We start from the raw sequence: 18,522 nt of genomic DNA on the forward strand, positions 1-18,522 counted from the left end.
GGCTCTACACTCCCGCTGACCTCGGCGAGGACTGGGACTACCTTGAGAAGCTCGGCTTCCCAGGAGAATATCCGTTCACCCGCGGCGTCTACGCGACCATGTACCGCGGTCGCTTCTGGACGATGAGACAGTACGCGGGCTACGCTACAGCTGAAGAGAGCAACAAGCGCTACAAGTACCTCCTTGAGCAGGGGCAGACGGGTTTGAGCGTTGCCTTTGACCTGCCGACCCAGCTCGGTTACGACTCCGACCACCCGATGGCTGAAGGTGAGGTCGGAAAGGTCGGCGTTGCCATTGATTCGCTCTGGGACATGAGGATTCTCTTCGACGGCATTCCGCTCGACAAGGTCTCAACGAGCATGACGATTAACTCGACCGCCGCTAATCTGCTCGCGATGTACATTTTGGTTGCCGAGGAGCAGGGGGTTCCCCAGGAGAAGCTCCGCGGAACTGTTCAGAACGACATTCTTAAGGAGTACATAGCGAGGGGAACCTACATCTTCCCGCCCGGGCCGAGCATGCGCCTTACAACGGACATCATAATGTACTGCGCCGAGAACATTCCCAAGTGGAACTCGATAAGCATAAGCGGCTACCACATCAGAGAGGCCGGGGCCAACGCGGTTCAGGAGGTCGCTTTCACTCTGGCTGACGGTATAGAGTACGTCAAGGCTGTCATCGAGCGCGGTATGGAGGTTGACAAGTTCGCTCCAAGATTGAGCTTCTTCTTCAACGCGCACAACAACTTCCTCGAGGAGATTGCGAAGTTTAGGGCCGCGAGGAGGCTCTGGGCCTACATCATGAAGGAGTGGTTCAACGCCAAGAACCCGCGCTCCATGATGCTCCGCTTCCACACTCAGACCGCAGGTTCAACCCTTACGGCTCAACAGCCCGAGAACAACATCGTCCGCGTTGCCATTCAGGCTTTAGCTGCCGTCCTCGGTGGAACCCAGAGCCTGCACACCAACTCCTACGATGAGGCCCTCTCGCTCCCGACCGAGAAGAGCGTAAGGATTGCCCTGAGGACCCAGCAGATTATCGCCTACGAGAGCGGTGTCGTTGACACCGTTGACCCGCTCGGAGGTGCCTACTACATCGAGTGGCTCACCGACCACATCTACGAGGAGGCCCTGAAGTACATCGAGAAGATTCAGAAGATGGGCGGAATGATGAGGGCAATCGAGAGGGGCTACATCCAGAAGGAGATTGCCGATGCCGCCTACAAGTACCAGAAGGAAATCGAAGAGGGCAAGAGGATAATCGTCGGCGTCAACAAGTTCCAGACGGATGAACCCCTCGAGGTCGAGATACTCAAGGTGGACCCGAGCATCCGCGAGAAGCAGATTGAGAGACTCAAGAAGCTCCGCTCCGAGAGGGACAACAAGAAGGTTGAAGAAGCCCTCGACAAGCTCAGGAACGCGGCCGAGAAGGACGACGAGAATCTCATGCCCTACATCATCGAGGCGCACCGCCATCTCGCGACCCTCGGCGAGGTTACCGACGTCCTTCGCGAGGTCTGGGGCGAGTACAGGGCGCCGTTGATATTCTGAGGTTCTTTTTCAACTACCCTCTGCATTTTCTTGAAAATTCTGAGGAGCTTACTCCAGGGAAGGGTTTTTAAACCGTAGCTTTGAGCGTCCCTTGGTGATGGGGGTGAAGTTCAAAGGCAAGGCCTTCGGAAACGTCGTGAGGATTGAGTTCGACATACTCACCCTCGGCGAGCTTAAGATTGATGATTTGAGAGACTTTGACGTTGATTCCCTCAAGATTGAGCTCAAGCCGACCTCATCCGGTATAAAGGTCATCGGTATATGGGAGGGGCCCGTTGAAAAAGCGGGAGAGGGCATAAAGAAGGCCCTTGAAGAGAGCTACAAGCTCCGCGAGAGAATACTCAACAGGATTAGGAGCAAGACCGAGGCCATACGCTCGACGATGCTCCAGCTCGGCTTCAAGGAGGCAGTGGAGGGCTACGGAAGCGTCCTCCGTTTCGTCAAGAAGGTCGGCCCCTACGAGATTGTCGTGGTGGCTTCAACCACCGACGACGTCGTTCGCGTCGAGGTCTACGGCAACGAGGGTAAAATCCTCAGCCCAGAGCTTGAGAGCATCTTCGAGGACGTCGAGGTCGAGGAGCTTGAAATCTACGACTTCGACGACGGCAAGGAGGAGAGGCTGGTAATAAACCTCGAGATACCGCGCAACGAGGACAAGCCCGAGAAGAAGATAGTGGAAGCAATAAAGATGATAGAAAACATGCTGATGACCTAATCACTTGTACTTGCTCTCCAGCTGGAGCTGTTTGAGCTTCGCCGTCAGGCCCTTCGCAGGGGCCCTGTCCTCGCTTATTATCTTCCCCGTTCTAGTGTCAATTCTCGCGTAGTAGAGGTGGTCTTTGCCCGCGACCTTTATGTGGATGTAGTTCTGCTCCTTGTAGTGGGTCAGCCTCTCGGTTCTCAGCTCGGTTTCGCCGTAAATCTTCCGTATGTGCTCGTGGAAGCTGTTCTCAAGGGCGACCTCCGTGAAGCGGACGTCTTCCTCCTTGACCTCGCCGGTCTTCCTGTCGAGGACGAGCCTTCCGACCTTCGTTCCCCCCTGAAACTCGGCAACCCAGTCGTTTTCGAGCCTTAACGACTTAAGCTCCGCTGTCTCGTCGATTTTCTTAACCTTCTCAACCGCTATCTCCCTCGCAACGTCCTCGCGCAGAACCCTGTCGGTTTCCTCTATCAGCTTGCCATCCTTGCTGACCTTAACATTTATCGTGTGCCTTTCGTTCTCTGCGGTGACGAGATAGGAAGCCTCCTTCTCCTCAACGCCCCTTACCTCGAAGTCTGGGTACCTCTCCTTAACGAGCTCCTTCGCCTTCTCGGGGGTTATCTCGACGATGTAGTCAAGAACGTCCCTCGTCGCGCCGTCGACCTTTACGAGGGCTTTTCCATCTTCGCCCTCAAGTTCCAGCTCGAGGAACTTGTGCTCTATGACCCTGCTTTCCTTCATCTCAAGGTTTCTCAGCGGGAAGTTTTCCTCGATGACCCTCCTTGCGTTGTCGAGGGCATCCTCGGGCGAGGGGAGCTTTCTGACTTCCTTCAGGCTTCCGTTCTCGAGGTTGACCTCAACGACCGCTATCCCGTCCTTGAGCTTGACGTCGGCAACGGCCACCTTCTTGCCCTTTTCCAGACTCAGGATTTCGCCTTCAGGATACGTCCTTGTGAGAAGTTCTTTCAGCGCTTCGTCTGTTAAAACAGTCTCTGCTATCAATATTTTTCCAGTATAGGCGTTGAACTTGAACTCGAAGGTAAAGCGCTTTGTTTTTCCGGTTACCTTTACCTTCCAGCCCTCCCTGGTGAGCTCCATCGTTTCAGGACTCTCGCCAATGCGATTTTCCACTATCTCTCTTACCTTCTCCTCAAAGAACTCCTCCGGCAGGGGCTTCATCTCGAACTCCACTTCACCGGTGACGGGGTTAACCCTCGCTTTTCCCTCGTTCTCCCCGACCTGGAGCTCGACTTCAACGCTCTCGGGAACATAGACCTTCTTTCGGTCCTGTATCCTGACCTGTCCCTCTGTAACGCCGAGCTCCTTCGCGAGCCTTTCCTTGAGGATTATCACGGACTCGCTGGGGCTTATCTGGTTTATTATTTCCCTCTCGGTGGCCTTTATCGTGGAGCTGTCGTTGAGGAGGGCCTTCTTAACCGGGGTGGCGAGTTCGCTTGAGAGGGCCTTTGGAACAACTTTCTCCTTCGAGAACACGACGGCTTTATCGCGTTCGTTCTTCTCGTCAACGCTCCAGGAGAGTATGTAAGCGCTCGTGAGAACGACCTTCATTGATTTTATCCTCAGCTCGGCGGGCTTGACGGGATACTCGGCGCTCGCCTTCTTTGCTATGAGCCTTATTATCTCGTCGGGCGAGAACTCGTGGAGAAGGGGCGCGTCAAGCTCGAACTCTTCGAGGGGGCTTTTCTCCTCTTCTTCCTCCTTCTCATCCTCAATCTTTGGGGCCTCTAGGCCGTAGTTTGAGAATGTAACGGCGAGCTTGTCGGCGTCCCACATGACGATTCTCCCGCGGTACTCCTTGGCGACGGTGCTCCTCGCGTCCTTCGTAAAGCCTATTGGGGCCACCAGGATTCCCCTGTCGGCTTTGTACTTATCAAGGAGGTCGCCGAAGACGTTGATGTCCTTGGCAGAGGCGAGGGAGTCCGTGTGAACTTTTATGATTAGCTTTTCCATCCCAGCTATGGGGTCGTCTCTGATTGCAACGATGTCTATTCCCCATTTGCTTCGGTCGCTGACGCGCTCGTAGTTCTTGAACCCCATCCTCCCGAGGACCTCGATGATGTAACTGATGAGCGTCTTACGGGGGAGTTTTCTCACGAGTTCAGCCGTCCAGGTCATACCGTTCACCTTCCGGAAGGGGATACTACTTTCCCCTTAAGAACTTACTTGAGCCCCATTATTCACTGGGAGTGTCCAAATAAGCTTTATTAATGGCCATATTTAACATTTTCCCGGTGATGCAATGTTCAGGCTCACCGACTTCAACTTTCACGGCAAAACGGTGTTTCTAAGGGTGGATTTGAACTCTCCGGTAGAGAACGGACGAATTACAAGCGACGCGCGCTTCAGGGCGGTTCTGCCAACGGTGAAGCACCTCGTCGAGGACGGGGCGAAGGTCGTAATAGGAACCCACCAGAGCAGGCCCTACAAAGGAGACTACATAACGACCGAGCAACACGCCCAAATCCTCGGCGAGCTTCTCGGGGTGAACGTTGAGTACGTCGAGGACATCTTTGGAAAGCTCGCAAGGGATAGAATAAGGGCTATGAAACCCGGAGAAGTTCTCATGCTTGAAAACCTCCGCTTCTCAGCAGAGGAGGTCTTCTACAGGCCCCTGGAGGAGTGCGAGAAAACGCATTTCGTGAGAAAACTTGCCCCGCTCATAGACTACGTCGTCAACGACGCCTTCGCTTCTTCGCACAGGAGTCAGCCCTCGCTCGTTGGCTTCGCCCGGCTGAAGCCGATGGTGATGGGCCACCTGATGGAGAAGGAGATAGACGCCCTCAGCAAGGCCTACGAGAGCAACGAGAGGCCGAGGGTTTACGTGCTCGGCGGTGCGAAGGTTGACGACTCGCTCAGAGTGGCGGAAAACGTCCTGAGAAAGGGTAAGGCTGACTTAATACTCACCGGCGGCCTCGTCGGCCACGTTTTCACCCTCGCGAAGGGCTTCAACCTCGGCGATGCCAACCTTGAGTTCATGGAAAAGAAGGGCCTCCTTGAGCTGGTTGACTGGGCCGAGAGAATACTCGACGAGTTCTACCCCTACGTGAGAACCCCGGTTGACTTCGCCGTTGACCGCGACGGAGAGCGCGTTGAAGTTGACCTGCTGAGCGACGAGAAGTGGCTCTTCGACCGCTACCCAATCCTCGACATAGGCTCCAGGACGGTGGAGAAGTACCGTGAGATTCTCCTGAACGCGAAAATCATCGTTGCCAACGGTCCGATGGGCGTCTTCGAAAGAGAGGAGTTTGCAGTTGGAACCGTCGGCGTTTTCAGGGCGATAGCCGAGAGTCCAGCTTTCAGCGTCGTCGGAGGGGGACATTCAATAGCGAGCATCTACCGCTACGGCATAACGGGTATAAGCCACGTCTCGACCGGTGGTGGGGCCATGCTCAGCTTCTTTGCCGGGGAGAAGCTACCGGTTCTTGAGGCCTTCAGGATAAGCTATGAGACCTTCAAAGGTAAGATAAAAGAAGAGAAAGCTCCATGATGCCTTTCTCGCGGGATTTTTCTGATTTTTTCGCTTCTCTGTCCTTTATCCAATTGTGGCCCTCTCGAACTCGGCCATCGCCAGCCCGACGAGTACGGCCGCTAAAACCGTAAGCACGCCGAGGTCAACGCCGAGCGAGAACTTTGCCACGCTCGCTCCAACGAGGAAGTGCCTCGCCCCGTCCACCGCGTAGGTGAGCGGGTTGACGTAGGCGAGCGCCTTCATCCAGTCGGGCATTGTATCTATCGGATAAATCGCCCCGCTCAGGAAGGTCAGCGGGAGCATGAGGACCATCATTATCATCTGGAAGCCCTCCATGCTCTCCATCCTGAGGGCGAGGCTGACGCCGAAGCCGGAGAATGCCATAGCTAAAAGGAAGCCAACTCCGAGGGCGGGAATGAAGCCGCTGGGTTTTAAGTTCTCCGCGAGGGGGAAGGTCAGCGCGAGGATTATGGCTCCCTGCGTGAGCGTGACGAGTGAGTCCCCGATTATGCGTCCCAAGATGCTCTCCTTCCGCGAGGCAGGAGCGACGAGCACCTCCTTGAGGAAGCCAAACTGCTTGTCCCAGATGACGCTCACTCCCGCAACGAAGCTCTGGTTGAAGACAGTCATGGCAAAGATACCCGGGGCCAGGAACGTGAGGTAGTCAACGCCCCCGAAGACCGTCCTCGCCATGGAGTTGTCGAAGACCTTGCTCCAACCCATTCCGAAGAAGACGAGCCAGAGGAGAGGGTTGATTATCATGCCCGCGACCCTCGACTTCGCCCTCGCGAACCTCTTCAGCTGCCTGTATGCCATAGTGGTAAGCGCCTCCATGCCGTCACCTCCTCATCCTCATTCTCACGAAGGCAGCCATCGGGTTCTCAGCGCCCTCGTCCCTTATCTCTCTCCCCGTCAGGTGGAGGAAGACGTCGTTGAGCGTTGGCCTGTGATACGTCACTTCAAGGATTTTGATGCCCTTCTCAGCGACCAGCTCGAAGAGCCTTGGGAGGGCCTCCGCGGCGTTCTCGACTTCTAAAGCTACCCTGCCGTCCGCGAGGATTTTGCACCCCCTTATGAACTCGGCCCTGAGACATTTGAGCTCTTCGGGCGCGTCGAGCTTGAGGTAGACGACATCGTTGCCCACGAGCTTTTTCAGCTCCTCCGCCGTCCCCTCGGCGATTATTTTCCCGTGGTCTATTATCGCTATCCTGTCCGCTAACTGCTCCGCCTCATCCATGTAGTGCGTCGTGAGGAAGATGGTCATGTTGTGTTCCTCCTTCATCGCCCTTATGTAGTCCCAGATGTGGGCCCTCGTCTGCGGGTCGAGGCCTATCGTCGGCTCGTCAAGGAAAAGCACCTCCGGCTCGTGGAGGAGGGAGCGCGCTATCTCAAGCCTCCTCTGCATACCGCCCGAGAACGTTTTGACGGGCTTATCTTTGAACTCCCATAACTCAACGAACTTGAGGAGGTGCTCTATCTTCTCTTTCAGCTCGCTTCCCTTCAGCCCGTATATCCTCCCGTGGATGTACATGTTCTCGTAGGCGGTCAGCTCTCTGTCGAGGCTCGGGTCCTGAAACACGATGCCTATCCGCTTCCTCACTTCCATAGGTTCATCGACAACATCGTGGCCGGCCACGACAGCTTTGCCGGAGGTCGGCTTCAGAAGGGTCGTCAGTACATGAACGGTTGTGGTCTTCCCCGCCCCGTTCGGACCCAGAAAGGCGAATATCTCGCCCCGCTTCACCCTGAAGGAAATTCCCCGAACGGCTTCGAAGTCTCCATAACGTTTGACCAGGTTCTCAACGACTATGGCGTGCTCAGCCATAGGCCTTCCCCTCCATTTGCTCCTCGGGCCAGTTGTTGCGCTTGAACCTCTCGCCGTGCTCCTTGCGAAAGACGAACCTGAGGCCGTACTTTTTCTTGAAGGGTAACTTTAGGGTGTTGTAGAGCAGAACGGGAACAGGATGCTTGACGGGATTATCAACGGGCCTCAGCGCTCCCGTTGGGCAGGCCTGGACGCAAACGTAGCACTTTCTGCAGTTCTCTGGGTGTGCCATGAAGGGCCTGAGCCTTACCTTGTACCTCACCCCGAAGAGGCTAACCTTCATGGGGACGACTTCCCAGATTTCATCGCCGAAGGGACAGACGTAGATACACTCGTCGCCCCCGCCGCATATGGGGTAGTGTATTATGAGCGGAGCCGTTTCCTTCATTTTCCCGTAGTACTCCCTCCAGTCCGGTGCGTCCACTTCAATCACCCAGCAGAATGAGCCTTATCCTTCTCGCGCAGTCCTCGAATGCCTTCCTGACCTCTTCCTTCTGCTCGTCGCTCAGCTCATCAATCCTCCTGAACAGCTCCTTGAAGGCCTCCTTGAGCTCGTTCCCACCGAGTTCAAGGAAGGTTTTGTAGGCCCCGAGCTTCCTCTTCGTCTCCTTCAGCTCTTTCCCGTGCTTTTCAAGGTAATCCAGCCCCTTCTCTGTTATTCTGTAGGTCTTTCTCTCCCTGTCTCCGGTTTCGATGACCTCTATCAGCCCGCCTCTCCTCAGCGAGGCGAGGATTGGGTAAACGGTTCCCGCGCTGAGCTTTATTCCGTAGAGCTCCTCCATCTCAGCCATAATCCCGTAGCCGTGGTTCGGCTTCCTCAACAGGTCGAGGACTATGAGCTTGAGGGCACCTTTGACGTAGGGCTTCTCCATACCACCACCCGATATATCGAACGACATATCGTTTAAAAGATTTTTGGCGTTAACCTTTTCCAATCCACGTTCAAAGAACCTTTGGTGGTTCCATGAAGGTCGTTCTAAAGCCGCTCTTCGAGGCTGAACTTCCAGCCGGGTTCGAGGATATAGTGAGGGAGAAGCTCAGGGGAAAGGAAGTGAAAAGTGGAGAAACCGTTGAGGTTGACCTCCTCGGAAAGCCCCTACCCTTCAAGGTTCTTCTGGCCGAGCCGAGCCCGCTGAAGATTGGCAGGGGAACAAAAATCGAGTTCTCGACGGGGGAAGTTGAGGAGTTCACGCTTGAGTTCGAGGGGGAGGTAGATGATGCAATTCCATTCGCGAAGGGACTCGTTCTCGTCCTCGGGAGTGAGGTTCGAATCTATAACTGGAGCGGGCAAAAGGTTTATAGGAGAGAGTTCGAGAACCTGAAAAAGGTTAGAGTGACCGAGGGAAAGGTGGTGGTAGTGCATGGCAGGGAAATCACGGTCATTGAGCCTTGACGGCTTCACCTTCGAGGAGAGCTGGGATGAGAAGAGGAGAAGGGCCGAGAAAATAGTTGAAATCCTCATGAAGACCCACCCGAGGGAGAAGCTCCTAATCGGCGACCCATACAGGACGCTGGTTCACTGCATAATCTCACAGCGCATGCGCGATGAGGTTACCTACCGCGTCTGGGAGGAGCTTTTTGAGAAGTACAAGGACATCGAGACGATAGCGAATACTCCCGTCGAGGAGATGCAGGAGTTCCTCAGGAAGAGGGGCGTCGGCCTCTGGAAGACGAAGGGCGAGTGGATTGTGAAGGCATCGAGGATAATCCTTGATAAGTACGGCGGAAAGGTGCCCGATGACATCAAAGAGCTCATGAAACTGCCCGGCATAGGCCGGAAGTGCGCCAACATCGTTCTGGCTTATGGCTTTGGAAGGCAGGCGATTCCCGTTGATACGCACGTGAACAGGATAAGCAAGCGCCTTGGCCTCGCTCCGCCGAGGGTTCCTCCAGAGAGGGTCGAGGAGTACCTTATGGAGCTGATTCCAAAAGAGAAGTGGATTTACGTGAACCACGCGATGGTTGACCACGGGAGGAGCATATGCAGGCCGATAAGGCCGAAGTGCGAAAGCTGTCCGCTGAAGGAGCTCTGCCCCTATGCGAAGGGGCTCGTCAGGGACGAGGACATCAGATGACTGTCCTCTGCCTCTTAACCCTCTGAACCCCGGGAAGATAGTTAGGGCTCACAGCCGTAGGTGCACGAAGACAGGCTGTAAAACTTCACAGTCATGGGAATCACGACTTGAAGCGTCCGTTTTTCGGAAGTGAAGTAGCCCGTTCTTATGAGGTACTCCACCCGGATAATAACACGGGCCCTGTAAACCAACTCGGCGTTTTTCCCATTCCCCACTGGCCTGTTTATTGTAAAATCTATCGGGATGGACGGGGAAACCGATACGGTCTCCCCCCAAGTCGGTTTGAGGGCTTTAACCTGAAACGTCTGCAGAATGTCGTACCCGGGAACGTAAACCTCGGAAACTTCAAACTTTCCGCCGTTTATCGTAAAATAGAGAACCCCCGTTTGCTTTGGAAAGACGGGCCCTATTGAGAAATCGCTCAGGTTCTCAACTATGAACACAACTCTCCTTATCGCAACTGAGTTGTTCCGGGGTCGGATGTACAGGTTCGCGTTGCCAGAAATGGAAAACTGATTGCACCCGACGTTTCGAAGACCACTCGGACTGTACGAAACCCTGAGAACGAGGTCTTTGTTCCTATAATGAAGCGGATAGTAACCGAGGTTCTTATCATGCCCGAGAATGCACGAAAGTTCACTTGCGTGAACGGCAATCGTCCATTCCTCTGCGGTGACGTTTAATGAACCCCCTGGCGTGGGATGCGTCTCAACGTGAACCCACAGAATAAAATACGCTGATAGCATCAGTCCTACTGCCAACGCCACAAGGAGACCATATTTCCTTTTAACCATAGTTAAAGGACAAACCCAAAAGTATAAAAAGGTTGTGGGTCACTCCTCCTCTTCCACTTCCTCGCCCGCCAGCTTTCTCAGCTTGTCCATGTCCGAGCTGACCGCTATGAGGACGTCGCCCTCCTGTATCACGTCGTCCTTTCCGGGGTTGTAGATGTACCTAGTTCCGCGCTTTATCGCCAGAATCCTCGTCCCTATCTTGCTCGGAAGCTTGAGCTGCTGCAGGGTTTTGCCTATGAGCACCGAGCCGGGCCTGACGGTAACGCGGCCGAGCTCCTCCTCTGTGTCCTCCATTATCCTTCTTATTATCGGGTGGGGCTCGATGTCGCGCAGGATTATGTCCGCTATCGCGTAGGCGGCATCGCTTATGCGCTCGTTGATATCGGCCAAATCTATTATGCTCAGCAGGCTTTCGGGGTCTTCCTCGCTCTTCGCGGCTCTGAGTGCTAACTTCTTGACCTTCAGCGTGAGGTCGTCCATCTTCTCCTCAAGGAGGTAGACCTCCTCAGCTATCTCCTCGCTGTTGTAAAGGACCGATGAAAAGGCGAGGTCAACCATTAGGGCCGACAAATCTTTCATCTCCACGAGGCAGTTCCTGATTTCGTCGAGCTCACTCATGTTTCATCACCTTCAGGATTCCCCTCGCTATCTCCTTCAGGTAGTCTAGGGCAGTCCTCGTGCCCCTGCCTATGAGTATATCCCCGGGCATTATCTTGGTGTCCTCGTCGGGGTCAAAAATCCAGCGCTTGCCCCTCCTTATGGCCGACACCCAAACGCCCGTGTTGGTAGCCAAGTCGAGCTCCTCCAGCGTTTTTCCGACGAGTATGGACTCGGGGGAAACCTGCACCTTGCCGATGGTCTCTTCACTCTCAAGTATGACGTCCCTCACCACTGGGTGGAGCTTCTCTTCGAGAACCATCTTCGCGAGGTCGGCGGCCGCGTTGGATATCTCGTCTATTGCCCGCCCCATCTGGAGGATTGCCGTTATCTGCTCGGCCTCCTTTGGGCTCCTCGCCGCGAGCACTGCCTTAACCATCAGGTGGTAGTTGAGAAGGTCGAGGTACTCCTCGAGCTCAAGGACTTCCTCCGCTATCTCCTTCTCCTGGAACAGGACCGAGGAGTAGGCCAAATCAACCATTAGCTCGGCGGTGTTCTTCATCTCCACGAAGATGTCCTTGACGTTGTTGGGAACCTCAATCTCGTCCCATTCTTCCACCCCGTTCTCACCGAAGGGGAAAAGGAGGGGAATTTTATTTAGTTTTCGCCGAAAAATTTATACTCCTTCCATCGATTGAAGCTCGGGGTGGCAGTGATGGAGAGTGATAGCAGTGAGCAACGGCGAAATTCGGATGGAGCTGAGGGAGAAGGTCAAGGAAGCCTACAGGGTTACTCTACCTTCCCTGTTCACGTCCCAGATATTTGGCCTGTTCGGGGGCACCTTCTTGGGTAAGTACTTCGAGACGGTGAGGCTCAGGTTTCCGGGCCTCCTCGTCGTCCTGCCGGGTATCATGGGGCTTCGCGGGAACGTTTTCGGCTCGATGGCCTCGCGCTTCTCCACGATGCTCTACCTCGGTGAGCTCGAGCCGTCCCTGAGAGACAAAAGGATTCTGAAGGAAATAGTCCTGAGGATGGTGCTCTCCCTAATCCCGGTTTTCCTCCTCTGGGCGATTGGAGTCCTCACGGGCATTAAAAAGAACGCCTTTGACGTCCTCCTCATCGTGATAACCTCAACGATACTCGTCTCCTTCATACTCGGCTACTTTACCTCCTTCGTCACGATATTCGCCTTCAGGCGCGGTACAGACCCGGACAGCGTTGCCGCACCGCTGGTTGCATCTATGGGTGATTTCCTCACAGTTCCGTCGCTCGTCCTTTTCATCCTCCTGATAGAGCACTCCCCCTGGGCCTTTAAGGCCTTCAACTACGCCACCATAGCTTTTTTCCTGTTCGTGACGGCGTTGAGCAGGGTGAGGCTCGAGGAGTTCTCGGAGCTCAGGCAGGTGTTCGTGACGATAACCGCCCTTGCGCTTCTATCCACCGTCTCGGGCTCGATACTCGCCAGGTTCAGCGGAGTAATCCAGGCTTCAGTAATCCTCAGCTTCATCTACCCGTCCCTCCTGAGCTCGTTCGGAAACTACGGCTCGATAATAGCCGCGAAGACCTCGACCAAACTCCACCTCGGTGAGATTGAAAGCTTCATCTGTCCCAAGGCCTTCACTGACATACTGGCACTATTCACCACCGCGCCGGTAATCGGCCTCACGAAGGTTCTCATTGGCATCGTCCTCGTGAGGCTGACGACCGGGATGGCCGTTCCCGGCTCCGCGTGGCTGATAGTCCTCACGTATCCCTTTATGGTACTCTTCATCATGCTCTACTCCTACACGCTCTCCTACTTCCTCTTCCAGAGGAGCATAGACCCTGACCACGTGGCGATACCGCTCATCTCGAACAACAGCGACATATTCGGAACCATATACGTCGTCCTGATGGCCAGGCTGATGGTGGGAGCATGATAGGGCTCTCGATGACGTCTTACAGGGGCAGGACTCCCGAGGAGTTCGAACGCTGGCTTGAGGAAGCGGAAGGGCTCGGCTTCGACTTCGTCGAGCTGGTTAGCGAGTGGCCGAACTTCCTCACGAGGGAAACCTGGAAACCCTACGCCGACGTTCTCGGAAGCTTCGAGCTTGAGGTTACCATCCACGCCCCGTTCAGCGACGTGAACATCGGCTCGCTCAACGAGAGGCTCAGGAGGGCTTCCATCGAAGTCCTGCGGGAGACGCTTGACGTTGCTTCCCGCTTGAACGCGCTCGTGGTTACGGTTCATCCCGGCCACTGCTCGCCGGCGAGCAGGAAGTTCAGGGAGGACTACAACAGAGTTCACCGCGATTCCCTTCGGGAGCTTGAGAGGTTTTCCGAGGAGTTTGGCATTAGGGTTGGCGTTGAGAACATGCCAACCTTTCCCATACTCGACGCCCAGACTCCCGAGAGGCTGGCCGAGCTTCTGGACGGCATCAATCTCGGCGTTACCCTTGACCTCGGCCACCTCAACACCGTCGGCTTCCCCTTCGAGCGCTTTATGGCGCTCCTCGGCGATAGAATCGTTCACGTCCACCTCCACGACAACTCGGGAAAAAGCGACGAGCACCTGCCCCTTGGAAGGGGAACCGTCCCCTGGCGGGAGGTTCTGCCCCAGCTTGGCGGACTGACTTGGGCCCTCGAAGTCTCGAACCTCAACGACGCCCGGGCCAGTCTGGCCTTTCTCAGGGACATTGGTGAGCTTTGAAGTTCATTGAGGTCCACTTTTACAAAACGCAACCCTTTTATACATCCCCATCGAAGGAAGTCCTGAATAACTTCTGGGGGGAAGCACATGGCCGAGAAGATAGTTGAAGAGCTCAGACCCTTCTTCGACCCGAAGGCGGTCGCTATCATCGGTGCAACCAACAAGAAGGGAAAGGTCGGCAACGTCATCTTTGAGAACTTCAAGATGAACAAGGAGAGGGGTATTTTCAAGGGTAACATCTACCCCGTGAACCCCAAGCTCGACGAGATTGACGGATACAAGGTTTATCACAGCGTTGAGGAGCTTCCCGATGACACAGATTTGGCGGTTATTTCGATTCCTGCCCCCTTCGTGCCCGATACCATGAGGCAGATAGCGAAGAAGGGCATAAAAGCCGTCATCATAATCACCGGCGGTTTTGGAGAGCTCGGCGAGGAGGGCAAGAAGCTCGAACGCGAAATCCTTGAAATTGCCAGGAAGAACGGCATACGTGTCATCGGCCCGAACTGTGTTGGCGTTTACGTTCCAGATACAGGCGTTGACACCGTCTTCCTGCCGGAGAGCAAGATGGACAGGCCCGAGAGCGGGCCGATAGCCTTCGTCAGCCAGAGCGGTGCCTTCGCAGCAGCTATGCTCGACTGGGCGGCGATGGCAGGAATAGGCATAGGAAAGATGGTCAGCTACGGCAACAAGCTCGACGTTGACGATGCAGATTTGATGGACTACTTTATTCACGACGAGGGCATAAACGTCGTCACCTTCTACATCGAGGGAGTCAAGGACGGAAGGAAGTTCATGGAGAGCGCCAAGCGCATTACAAAGGTCAAGCCCGTCATCGCTCTCAAGAGCGGAAGGACCGAGTACGGAGCCAAGGCGGCATCGAGCCACACCGGCTCGCTCGCTGGCGCTGACACGATTTACGACGCGGTCTTCAAGCAGACGGGTATTATAAGGGCTGAGGACTTCGAGCACATGTTCGACTTAGCTAAGGCCTTCGCCGCGCTCAAGGACAAGCTCCCGAAGGGCGACAGGATAGGCATCATCACCGACGGCGGTGGAGCAGGAGTCATGGCCAGCGACGCGGTAGCGAAGTTCGGTCTCAGGATGGCAGACCTCAGCGAGGAAACCGTCAAGTTCCTCAAGGAGAAGTTCCCGCCGCACGCGGTCGTCGGCAACCCCACCGACGTCGTTGGAGACACCGACGCGGAGCGCTACAGACTCGCTTTGGAGGCCTTTACCAAGGACTCGAACGTTGACGCGATACTCGTCATAGTGCTCTTCCAGGTTCCGCTCCTTGAGGAGGAGAAAATAATCGACATTCTCGCCGAGTACCAGAAGAAGAGCGACAAACCGATTGTGGCCGTAGCTATGGGCGGTAAGAAGACCGACCGCTACGCGAGGATGCTGGAGGAGAAGGGCGTTCCAGTTTACCCGACTCCTGAGAGGGGCGTCCGCGCTCTGGCGGGTCTCGTGAGGTACGCCGAATATTTGAAAAAAGTTAAAGGTGAGTAATGTTTATTCACCGGTGGTGATACCATGAGGGAGGAGGCGCTCAAAGTTATCGAGTCCGTCCTGTCCCAGGGCAGGACGGCCATGGTTGAGTTCGAGGCCAAGCAGGTTTTAAAAGCTTACGGCCTTCCAGTGCCGGAGGAGAAGCTCGCCAAGACCCTCGATGAAGCTTTGAAATACGCTGAGGAGATAGGCTACCCCGTTGCCCTGAAGTTGATGTCGCCCCAGATACTCCACAAGAGCGACGCCAAGGTCGTCATGCTGAACATAAAGGGCCCCGAGGAGCTCAAGCAGAAGTGGGAGGAGATACACGAGAACGCGAGGAAGTACCGCCCCGACGCCGAAATCCTCGGCGTTCTGGTTGCCCCGATGCTCAGGCCCGGCAGGGAGATAATCATAGGCGTTACAGAAGACCCGCAGTTTGGCCACGCGATAATGTTCGGTCTTGGCGGAATCTTCGTCGAGGTTCTCAAGGATGTGACATTCCGCATTATCCCAATTACGGAGCGTGACGCGAGGAAGATGATAACGGAAATCAAGGGCTACCCGATTCTCGCGGGGGCGCGTGGGGAGGAGCCGGCAGACATAGACGCCATCGTTGACCTGCTCCTCAAGGTCAGCCAGCTGGTTGATGAGCTCAGGGACTACATCAAGGAGATGGACCTCAACCCGGTCTTCGTCTACGAGAAGGGCAAGGGCGCGGTTATAGTCGACGCAAGGATTATTCTCAAGGAGCCGAAGGAGAAGAAGCCCGAGGTCAGCTCGGAGTACAAGGAGAGGTGCGCTTAATCGCTTTCCGTTTTCTCTCCTCTCTCCTCGACCTCTTTTTCCTCCTTGTAGACGAGCTCGATGTAACTCAGTATATCGTGCATTATGAAGAAGCTTATCGCCGCGTCCACAGCCGAGTAGATGTTCCCAGAGATTAAGTAGAACAGAGCGAAGAAGAACTCCATCGCTATGTAGACCAGCGCGACCTTTATCGCCCTCCTGTTCTCCCGCCCGACGCCGTAAGCCAGGACGAGGTTGAGCAGGCCGAAGAACAGGTACGTAACCGAGCTCCAGTAGTAGGCGTATCCGAGGTGGAGAATTCCGTTGATGGTGAGCAGGTACGTGGCGAGCCTCGGTGGCTTGAAGTTGAGCATGGAAAAAGTTGGAGGGAGCCTTTAAAGCCTTTCCTCCGTCAGGAGAACCTCTCAAAAATCTCGACGTACTTGAAGCCGTCGTCCGGGAAGATTAAGACCGTTGTTCCGTCAGGCTTTAGCTCTTCCATCGCCCTGTAAACGGCGCCGGAGCTCAATCCAACGAGGATTCCGTTGAGCCTTGCAACTTTCCTTACCCCTTCGATAGCTTCCTCAAGGGTGACCTCGACGACCTCGTCAACATAGCTTATCCACTTCGGCCCGGTGTTGGGACCCTTTATTCCCGGAATCCTCTCGCCCCGCGCCGGAACAACGCCCACAACCCTCGTTCCGTAGCGCTCCTTCAGGTAGCTCCCAATGCCGGCGATGTGTCCAGAGGAGCCAATTCCCGCTATGAGGAGGTCGGGCCTCTTTCCAATGCTCTCCAGTTGCTCAGCTATTTCCCTTCCGGTCTCCCTGTGGGCCAGGAAGTTGTTCTCGTTCTCGTACTGATTCAGGTTTAGGGCTCCACTCCTCCAAGCATCTTCCCTGACGAACTTCACCATCTCCTTGTCTATCGTCTCGAAGTCTGTTAGGACGACCTCCGCCCCGAGAACGCCGAGCAGAACGCGCGTGGCCTTTGGCGTTGGCCTCGGCAGGTAGGCCCTGAACTTTACACCGAGCACGTTGCTCAGCGAGGCGAGTGCTATTGCCGTGTTGCCGGAACTGGCTTCAAAAACGCTCTCGACGTTTCCGTTTTCAAGGGCTGAGAAGAGCAGTTTGTAGGCCGTTCTGTCCTTTAGGCTCCTGCTGAACGGGTTAAAGAACTCCAGCTTGGCAAAAGACATCCCCCCTCGTCCTCAGTTTGAGGAGGGGCGTCGGCTTGTACCTCTCGAACAGCTCGATACTGTTCTCGAACACGTTCATGGCCGTCACCGGGAGGAGTTAGGGAGTTTTCCTTAAAAACCTTCCTAAAACGTTCAGTTGTGGGCAAAAATGGGTAATCACAGCATACCCCTAATCCTCTCAAACTCGCCCGGCGAGCCCCTAACTATCGGATACCTCGGCGTGAAGGGACAGCCCGGCTCATCGCGAGAACTAATCTCGAAGGTCCCTATCTCCTTGGCTATCCTGACGATTTCCTCCTTGTCGAGTCCAATTAGGGGCCTCAGAATCGGTAAATCACTCGCCCGACTGACGATTAGAAGGTTATCGAGCGTCTGGCTGGCAACCTGTCCGAGGGAGTCGCCGGTTATTATCGCGCTCGCCCCGACCTCGTGCCCAATCCTGCAGGCCCTTCTAAGCATCAGCCACTTGCAGAAGACACAGGTCCAGCGCTCCTTCTTGAGCTTCTTCAGCCTCTCAAACACCGGAACGTGCTCCTCCGCAAAATCTACAACTATTAGCTCGTCGAGCTTCCCGTATTTACTCAGAACCTCCCAGAGCTCGTGAACCTTCTCCTCCTTGATGGAATCCTGCCTGAAGTGAACCGGAACTACCTCTACCCCCCTCCGGAGCATCAGGTAAACCGCGACGGGTGAGTCAATGCCCGAGCTCAGCAGTGCAACCGCCTTCATGGCCGAAACTTCGGGTGGGCTTTTATGAGGCTTTCCTCAACTCAGGGTTTCAAACCTCAGCAAGATGCCAATGTAAACGAACCACGCGAGGATGAAGGATGCTCCTATCAGCTCTGGAATCGCCAGCCCCTTGAACACCCTCGCCCTAATCAGGTAGAGCATCGTGATGAACACGACAACCGCGAGAACGCTCCAGACCTGGTTAATGGGATTTTTGCGGGCAAGCTTTAGCCCAACAATCGCTATATCCGCCAGTGCCAGAACGTAGAATAACACTGCCAAGGGAGCGTGATAGGGGAGCTCCTCGGGGAAAACCCCAACAAGGAATAGGAAAAGGAGCGCGAGGGGCATCAGGTAGGAGAGTCCGTGTTTGAATGCTACCACTGACGGAGCCATCGCAACTACCGCGAAGAGCATCAGAAAGCCATTGAAGAGCCAGCGGTTGGGGTTGTGGAGCGAACCCATGTCGCTCAGCGCGTTGTCCGTGAAGGAGAACCACGGGTTGGCGTGGATAACCACTGTCAGGCCCACGATGAAGATGATGGGAAGGGAAATGGCTACGTAGGAGGCGAAGCGTTCGAGTTCCACCGCGACCACC

The 18,522-nt window shown here is 55.2% G+C and carries 21 protein-coding genes; 9 read left to right on the plus strand and 12 right to left on the minus strand.

Going from position 1 to position 18,522, the window contains the following annotated elements; translation table 11 throughout:
* A partial coding sequence (locus MVO87_RS08740; protein WP_297552915.1) for an acyl-CoA mutase large subunit family protein occupies nt 1-1,550 on the plus strand: 1,550 nt, incomplete at its 5' end.
* A gap of 103 nt (nt 1,551-1,653) precedes the next feature.
* A complete protein-coding gene (locus MVO87_RS08745; RefSeq protein WP_167728833.1) occupies nt 1,654-2,265 on the plus strand; it encodes a hypothetical protein in 612 nt (203 codons plus the stop codon).
* Here MVO87_RS08745 and MVO87_RS08750 read toward each other — a convergent pair whose 3' ends face one another.
* Entirely contained in the window at nt 2,266-4,386 is a 2,121-nt protein-coding gene (locus MVO87_RS08750) for a restriction endonuclease (RefSeq protein WP_297552917.1), read from the minus strand.
* A gap of 124 nt (nt 4,387-4,510) precedes the next feature.
* Between MVO87_RS08750 and MVO87_RS08755 the strand changes: the two genes are divergently transcribed.
* Entirely contained in the window at nt 4,511-5,758 is a 1,248-nt protein-coding gene (locus MVO87_RS08755) for a phosphoglycerate kinase (RefSeq protein ID WP_297516035.1), read from the plus strand.
* A gap of 45 nt (nt 5,759-5,803) precedes the next feature.
* Here the strand turns inward: MVO87_RS08755 and MVO87_RS08760 are convergent, their stop codons facing one another.
* The 4 genes from MVO87_RS08760 to MVO87_RS08775 are packed head-to-tail and all read right to left on the minus strand — an operon-like array spanning nt 5,804 to nt 8,464.
* Entirely contained in the window at nt 5,804-6,574 is a 771-nt protein-coding gene (locus MVO87_RS08760) for an ABC transporter permease subunit (protein ID WP_297516038.1), read from the minus strand.
* A 4-nt stretch (nt 6,575-6,578) separates the two neighbouring features.
* The gene (locus tag MVO87_RS08765; RefSeq protein ID WP_297516042.1) at nt 6,579-7,565 is read right to left on the minus strand and encodes an efflux ABC transporter ATPase subunit, DrrA-related; all 987 of its coding nucleotides are present in this window, start codon (nt 7,563-7,565) and stop codon (nt 6,579-6,581) included.
* On the minus strand, nt 7,558-7,989 hold the full coding sequence (locus MVO87_RS08770) for a 4Fe-4S dicluster domain-containing protein (RefSeq protein ID WP_297516045.1): 432 nt from the start codon (nt 7,987-7,989) through the stop codon (nt 7,558-7,560). The genes MVO87_RS08765 and MVO87_RS08770 overlap by 8 nt, the downstream gene beginning before the upstream one ends.
* A 1-nt stretch (nt 7,990) precedes the next feature.
* Nucleotides 7,991-8,464 (minus strand): PadR family transcriptional regulator, encoded by a 474-nt coding sequence (locus MVO87_RS08775; protein ID WP_342765121.1) that lies wholly within the window; start codon nt 8,462-8,464, stop codon nt 7,991-7,993.
* Between the two features lie 65 nt (nt 8,465-8,529).
* Here MVO87_RS08775 and MVO87_RS08780 point away from each other — a divergent pair, with 65 nt between their 5' ends.
* Nucleotides 8,530-8,958: a DUF6849 domain-containing protein gene (locus MVO87_RS08780; protein WP_297552918.1), complete on the plus strand. Its 429-nt coding sequence runs from the start codon at nt 8,530-8,532 to the stop codon at nt 8,956-8,958.
* Nucleotides 8,927-9,640, plus strand: coding sequence for an endonuclease III domain-containing protein (locus tag MVO87_RS08785; RefSeq protein ID WP_297552919.1), 714 nt, complete (start codon nt 8,927-8,929; stop codon nt 9,638-9,640). The genes MVO87_RS08780 and MVO87_RS08785 overlap by 32 nt, the downstream gene beginning before the upstream one ends.
* 41 nt (nt 9,641-9,681) lie before the next feature.
* Here the strand turns inward: MVO87_RS08785 and MVO87_RS08790 are convergent, their stop codons facing one another.
* From MVO87_RS08790 to MVO87_RS08800, 3 genes are read right to left on the minus strand one after another with little or no spacing between them, the layout of a single operon-like run.
* Complete coding sequence (locus tag MVO87_RS08790; RefSeq protein WP_297516054.1) at nt 9,682-10,434, minus strand: hypothetical protein; 753 nt, start codon at nt 10,432-10,434, stop codon at nt 9,682-9,684.
* Nucleotides 10,435-10,473: 39 nt separating this feature from the next.
* A complete protein-coding gene (locus MVO87_RS08795; protein WP_297516056.1) occupies nt 10,474-11,052 on the minus strand; it encodes a potassium channel family protein in 579 nt (192 codons plus the stop codon).
* Entirely contained in the window at nt 11,045-11,650 is a 606-nt protein-coding gene (locus MVO87_RS08800) for a potassium channel family protein (RefSeq protein ID WP_297516059.1), read from the minus strand. Before MVO87_RS08800 ends, MVO87_RS08795 begins: the two co-directional genes overlap by 8 nt.
* Nucleotides 11,651-11,756: 106 nt before the next feature.
* Between MVO87_RS08800 and MVO87_RS08805 the strand changes: the two genes are divergently transcribed.
* From MVO87_RS08805 to MVO87_RS08820, 4 genes are all read left to right on the plus strand, one after another.
* The gene (locus MVO87_RS08805; protein ID WP_297516121.1) at nt 11,757-12,950 is read left to right on the plus strand and encodes a magnesium transporter; all 1,194 of its coding nucleotides are present in this window, start codon (nt 11,757-11,759) and stop codon (nt 12,948-12,950) included.
* Nucleotides 12,947-13,720: a sugar phosphate isomerase/epimerase family protein gene (locus MVO87_RS08810; protein ID WP_297516062.1), complete on the plus strand. Its 774-nt coding sequence runs from the start codon at nt 12,947-12,949 to the stop codon at nt 13,718-13,720. The genes MVO87_RS08805 and MVO87_RS08810 overlap by 4 nt, the downstream gene beginning before the upstream one ends.
* 87 nt (nt 13,721-13,807) lie before the next feature.
* Nucleotides 13,808-15,232, plus strand: a complete 1,425-nt coding sequence (locus MVO87_RS08815) for an acetate--CoA ligase family protein (protein WP_297516065.1) — start codon at nt 13,808-13,810, stop codon at nt 15,230-15,232.
* Between the two features lie 24 nt (nt 15,233-15,256).
* Nucleotides 15,257-16,018 carry an acetate--CoA ligase family protein gene (locus MVO87_RS08820; protein ID WP_297516068.1) on the plus strand — a complete coding sequence of 254 codons (762 nt, stop codon included), beginning with the start codon at nt 15,257-15,259 and terminating at the stop codon, nt 16,016-16,018.
* On the opposite strand, the gene MVO87_RS08825 is transcribed toward MVO87_RS08820, so the two are convergent.
* The 4 genes from MVO87_RS08825 to MVO87_RS08840 all read right to left on the minus strand — a co-directional run bounded on the left by MVO87_RS08825 (nt 16,015) and on the right by MVO87_RS08840 (nt 18,521).
* The gene (locus MVO87_RS08825) at nt 16,015-16,371 is read right to left on the minus strand and encodes a hypothetical protein (protein ID WP_297516071.1); all 357 of its coding nucleotides are present in this window, start codon (nt 16,369-16,371) and stop codon (nt 16,015-16,017) included. The genes MVO87_RS08820 and MVO87_RS08825 overlap by 4 nt on opposite strands.
* 38 nt (nt 16,372-16,409) lie before the next feature.
* Nucleotides 16,410-17,195: a PLP-dependent cysteine synthase family protein gene (locus MVO87_RS08830; protein ID WP_297516074.1), complete on the minus strand. Its 786-nt coding sequence runs from the start codon at nt 17,193-17,195 to the stop codon at nt 16,410-16,412.
* A gap of 156 nt (nt 17,196-17,351) precedes the next feature.
* Nucleotides 17,352-17,924, minus strand: a complete 573-nt coding sequence (locus MVO87_RS08835; protein WP_297516077.1) for an adenine nucleotide alpha hydrolase family protein — start codon at nt 17,922-17,924, stop codon at nt 17,352-17,354.
* Between the two features lie 36 nt (nt 17,925-17,960).
* Nucleotides 17,961-18,521, minus strand: a complete 561-nt coding sequence (locus MVO87_RS08840; RefSeq protein WP_524540276.1) for a DUF998 domain-containing protein — start codon at nt 18,519-18,521, stop codon at nt 17,961-17,963.
* Nucleotide 18,522: the final 1 nt, after the last annotated feature.

This window comes from Thermococcus sp. (genome assembly GCF_027063845.1).
In the GTDB taxonomy this organism is placed as follows: domain Archaea; phylum Methanobacteriota_B; class Thermococci; order Thermococcales; family Thermococcaceae; genus Thermococcus.

Bases quoted from the DNA above. Each gene is read 5' to 3' on its own strand.
- MVO87_RS08750 (WP_297552917.1), bottom strand. From the start codon at position 4,386: ATGACCTGGACGGCTGAACTCGTGAGAAAACTCCCCCGTAAGACGCTC.
- MVO87_RS08755 (WP_297516035.1), top strand. From the start codon at position 4,511: ATGTTCAGGCTCACCGACTTCAACTTTCACGGCAAAACGGTGTTTCTA.
- MVO87_RS08760 (WP_297516038.1), bottom strand. From the start codon at position 6,574: ATGGAGGCGCTTACCACTATGGCATACAGGCAGCTGAAGAGGTTCGCG.
- MVO87_RS08765 (WP_297516042.1), bottom strand. From the start codon at position 7,565: ATGGCTGAGCACGCCATAGTCGTTGAGAACCTGGTCAAACGTTATGGA.
- MVO87_RS08775 (WP_342765121.1), bottom strand. From the start codon at position 8,464: ATGTCGTTCGATATATCGGGTGGTGGTATGGAGAAGCCCTACGTCAAA.
- MVO87_RS08780 (WP_297552918.1), top strand. From the start codon at position 8,530: ATGAAGGTCGTTCTAAAGCCGCTCTTCGAGGCTGAACTTCCAGCCGGG.
- MVO87_RS08785 (WP_297552919.1), top strand. From the start codon at position 8,927: ATGGCAGGGAAATCACGGTCATTGAGCCTTGACGGCTTCACCTTCGAG.
- MVO87_RS08790 (WP_297516054.1), bottom strand. From the start codon at position 10,434: ATGGTTAAAAGGAAATATGGTCTCCTTGTGGCGTTGGCAGTAGGACTG.
- MVO87_RS08795 (WP_297516056.1), bottom strand. From the start codon at position 11,052: ATGAGTGAGCTCGACGAAATCAGGAACTGCCTCGTGGAGATGAAAGAT.
- MVO87_RS08810 (WP_297516062.1), top strand. From the start codon at position 12,947: ATGATAGGGCTCTCGATGACGTCTTACAGGGGCAGGACTCCCGAGGAG.
- MVO87_RS08815 (WP_297516065.1), top strand. From the start codon at position 13,808: ATGGCCGAGAAGATAGTTGAAGAGCTCAGACCCTTCTTCGACCCGAAG.
- MVO87_RS08820 (WP_297516068.1), top strand. From the start codon at position 15,257: ATGAGGGAGGAGGCGCTCAAAGTTATCGAGTCCGTCCTGTCCCAGGGC.
- MVO87_RS08825 (WP_297516071.1), bottom strand. From the start codon at position 16,371: ATGCTCAACTTCAAGCCACCGAGGCTCGCCACGTACCTGCTCACCATC.
- MVO87_RS08830 (WP_297516074.1), bottom strand. From the start codon at position 17,195: ATGTCTTTTGCCAAGCTGGAGTTCTTTAACCCGTTCAGCAGGAGCCTA.
- MVO87_RS08835 (WP_297516077.1), bottom strand. From the start codon at position 17,924: ATGAAGGCGGTTGCACTGCTGAGCTCGGGCATTGACTCACCCGTCGCG.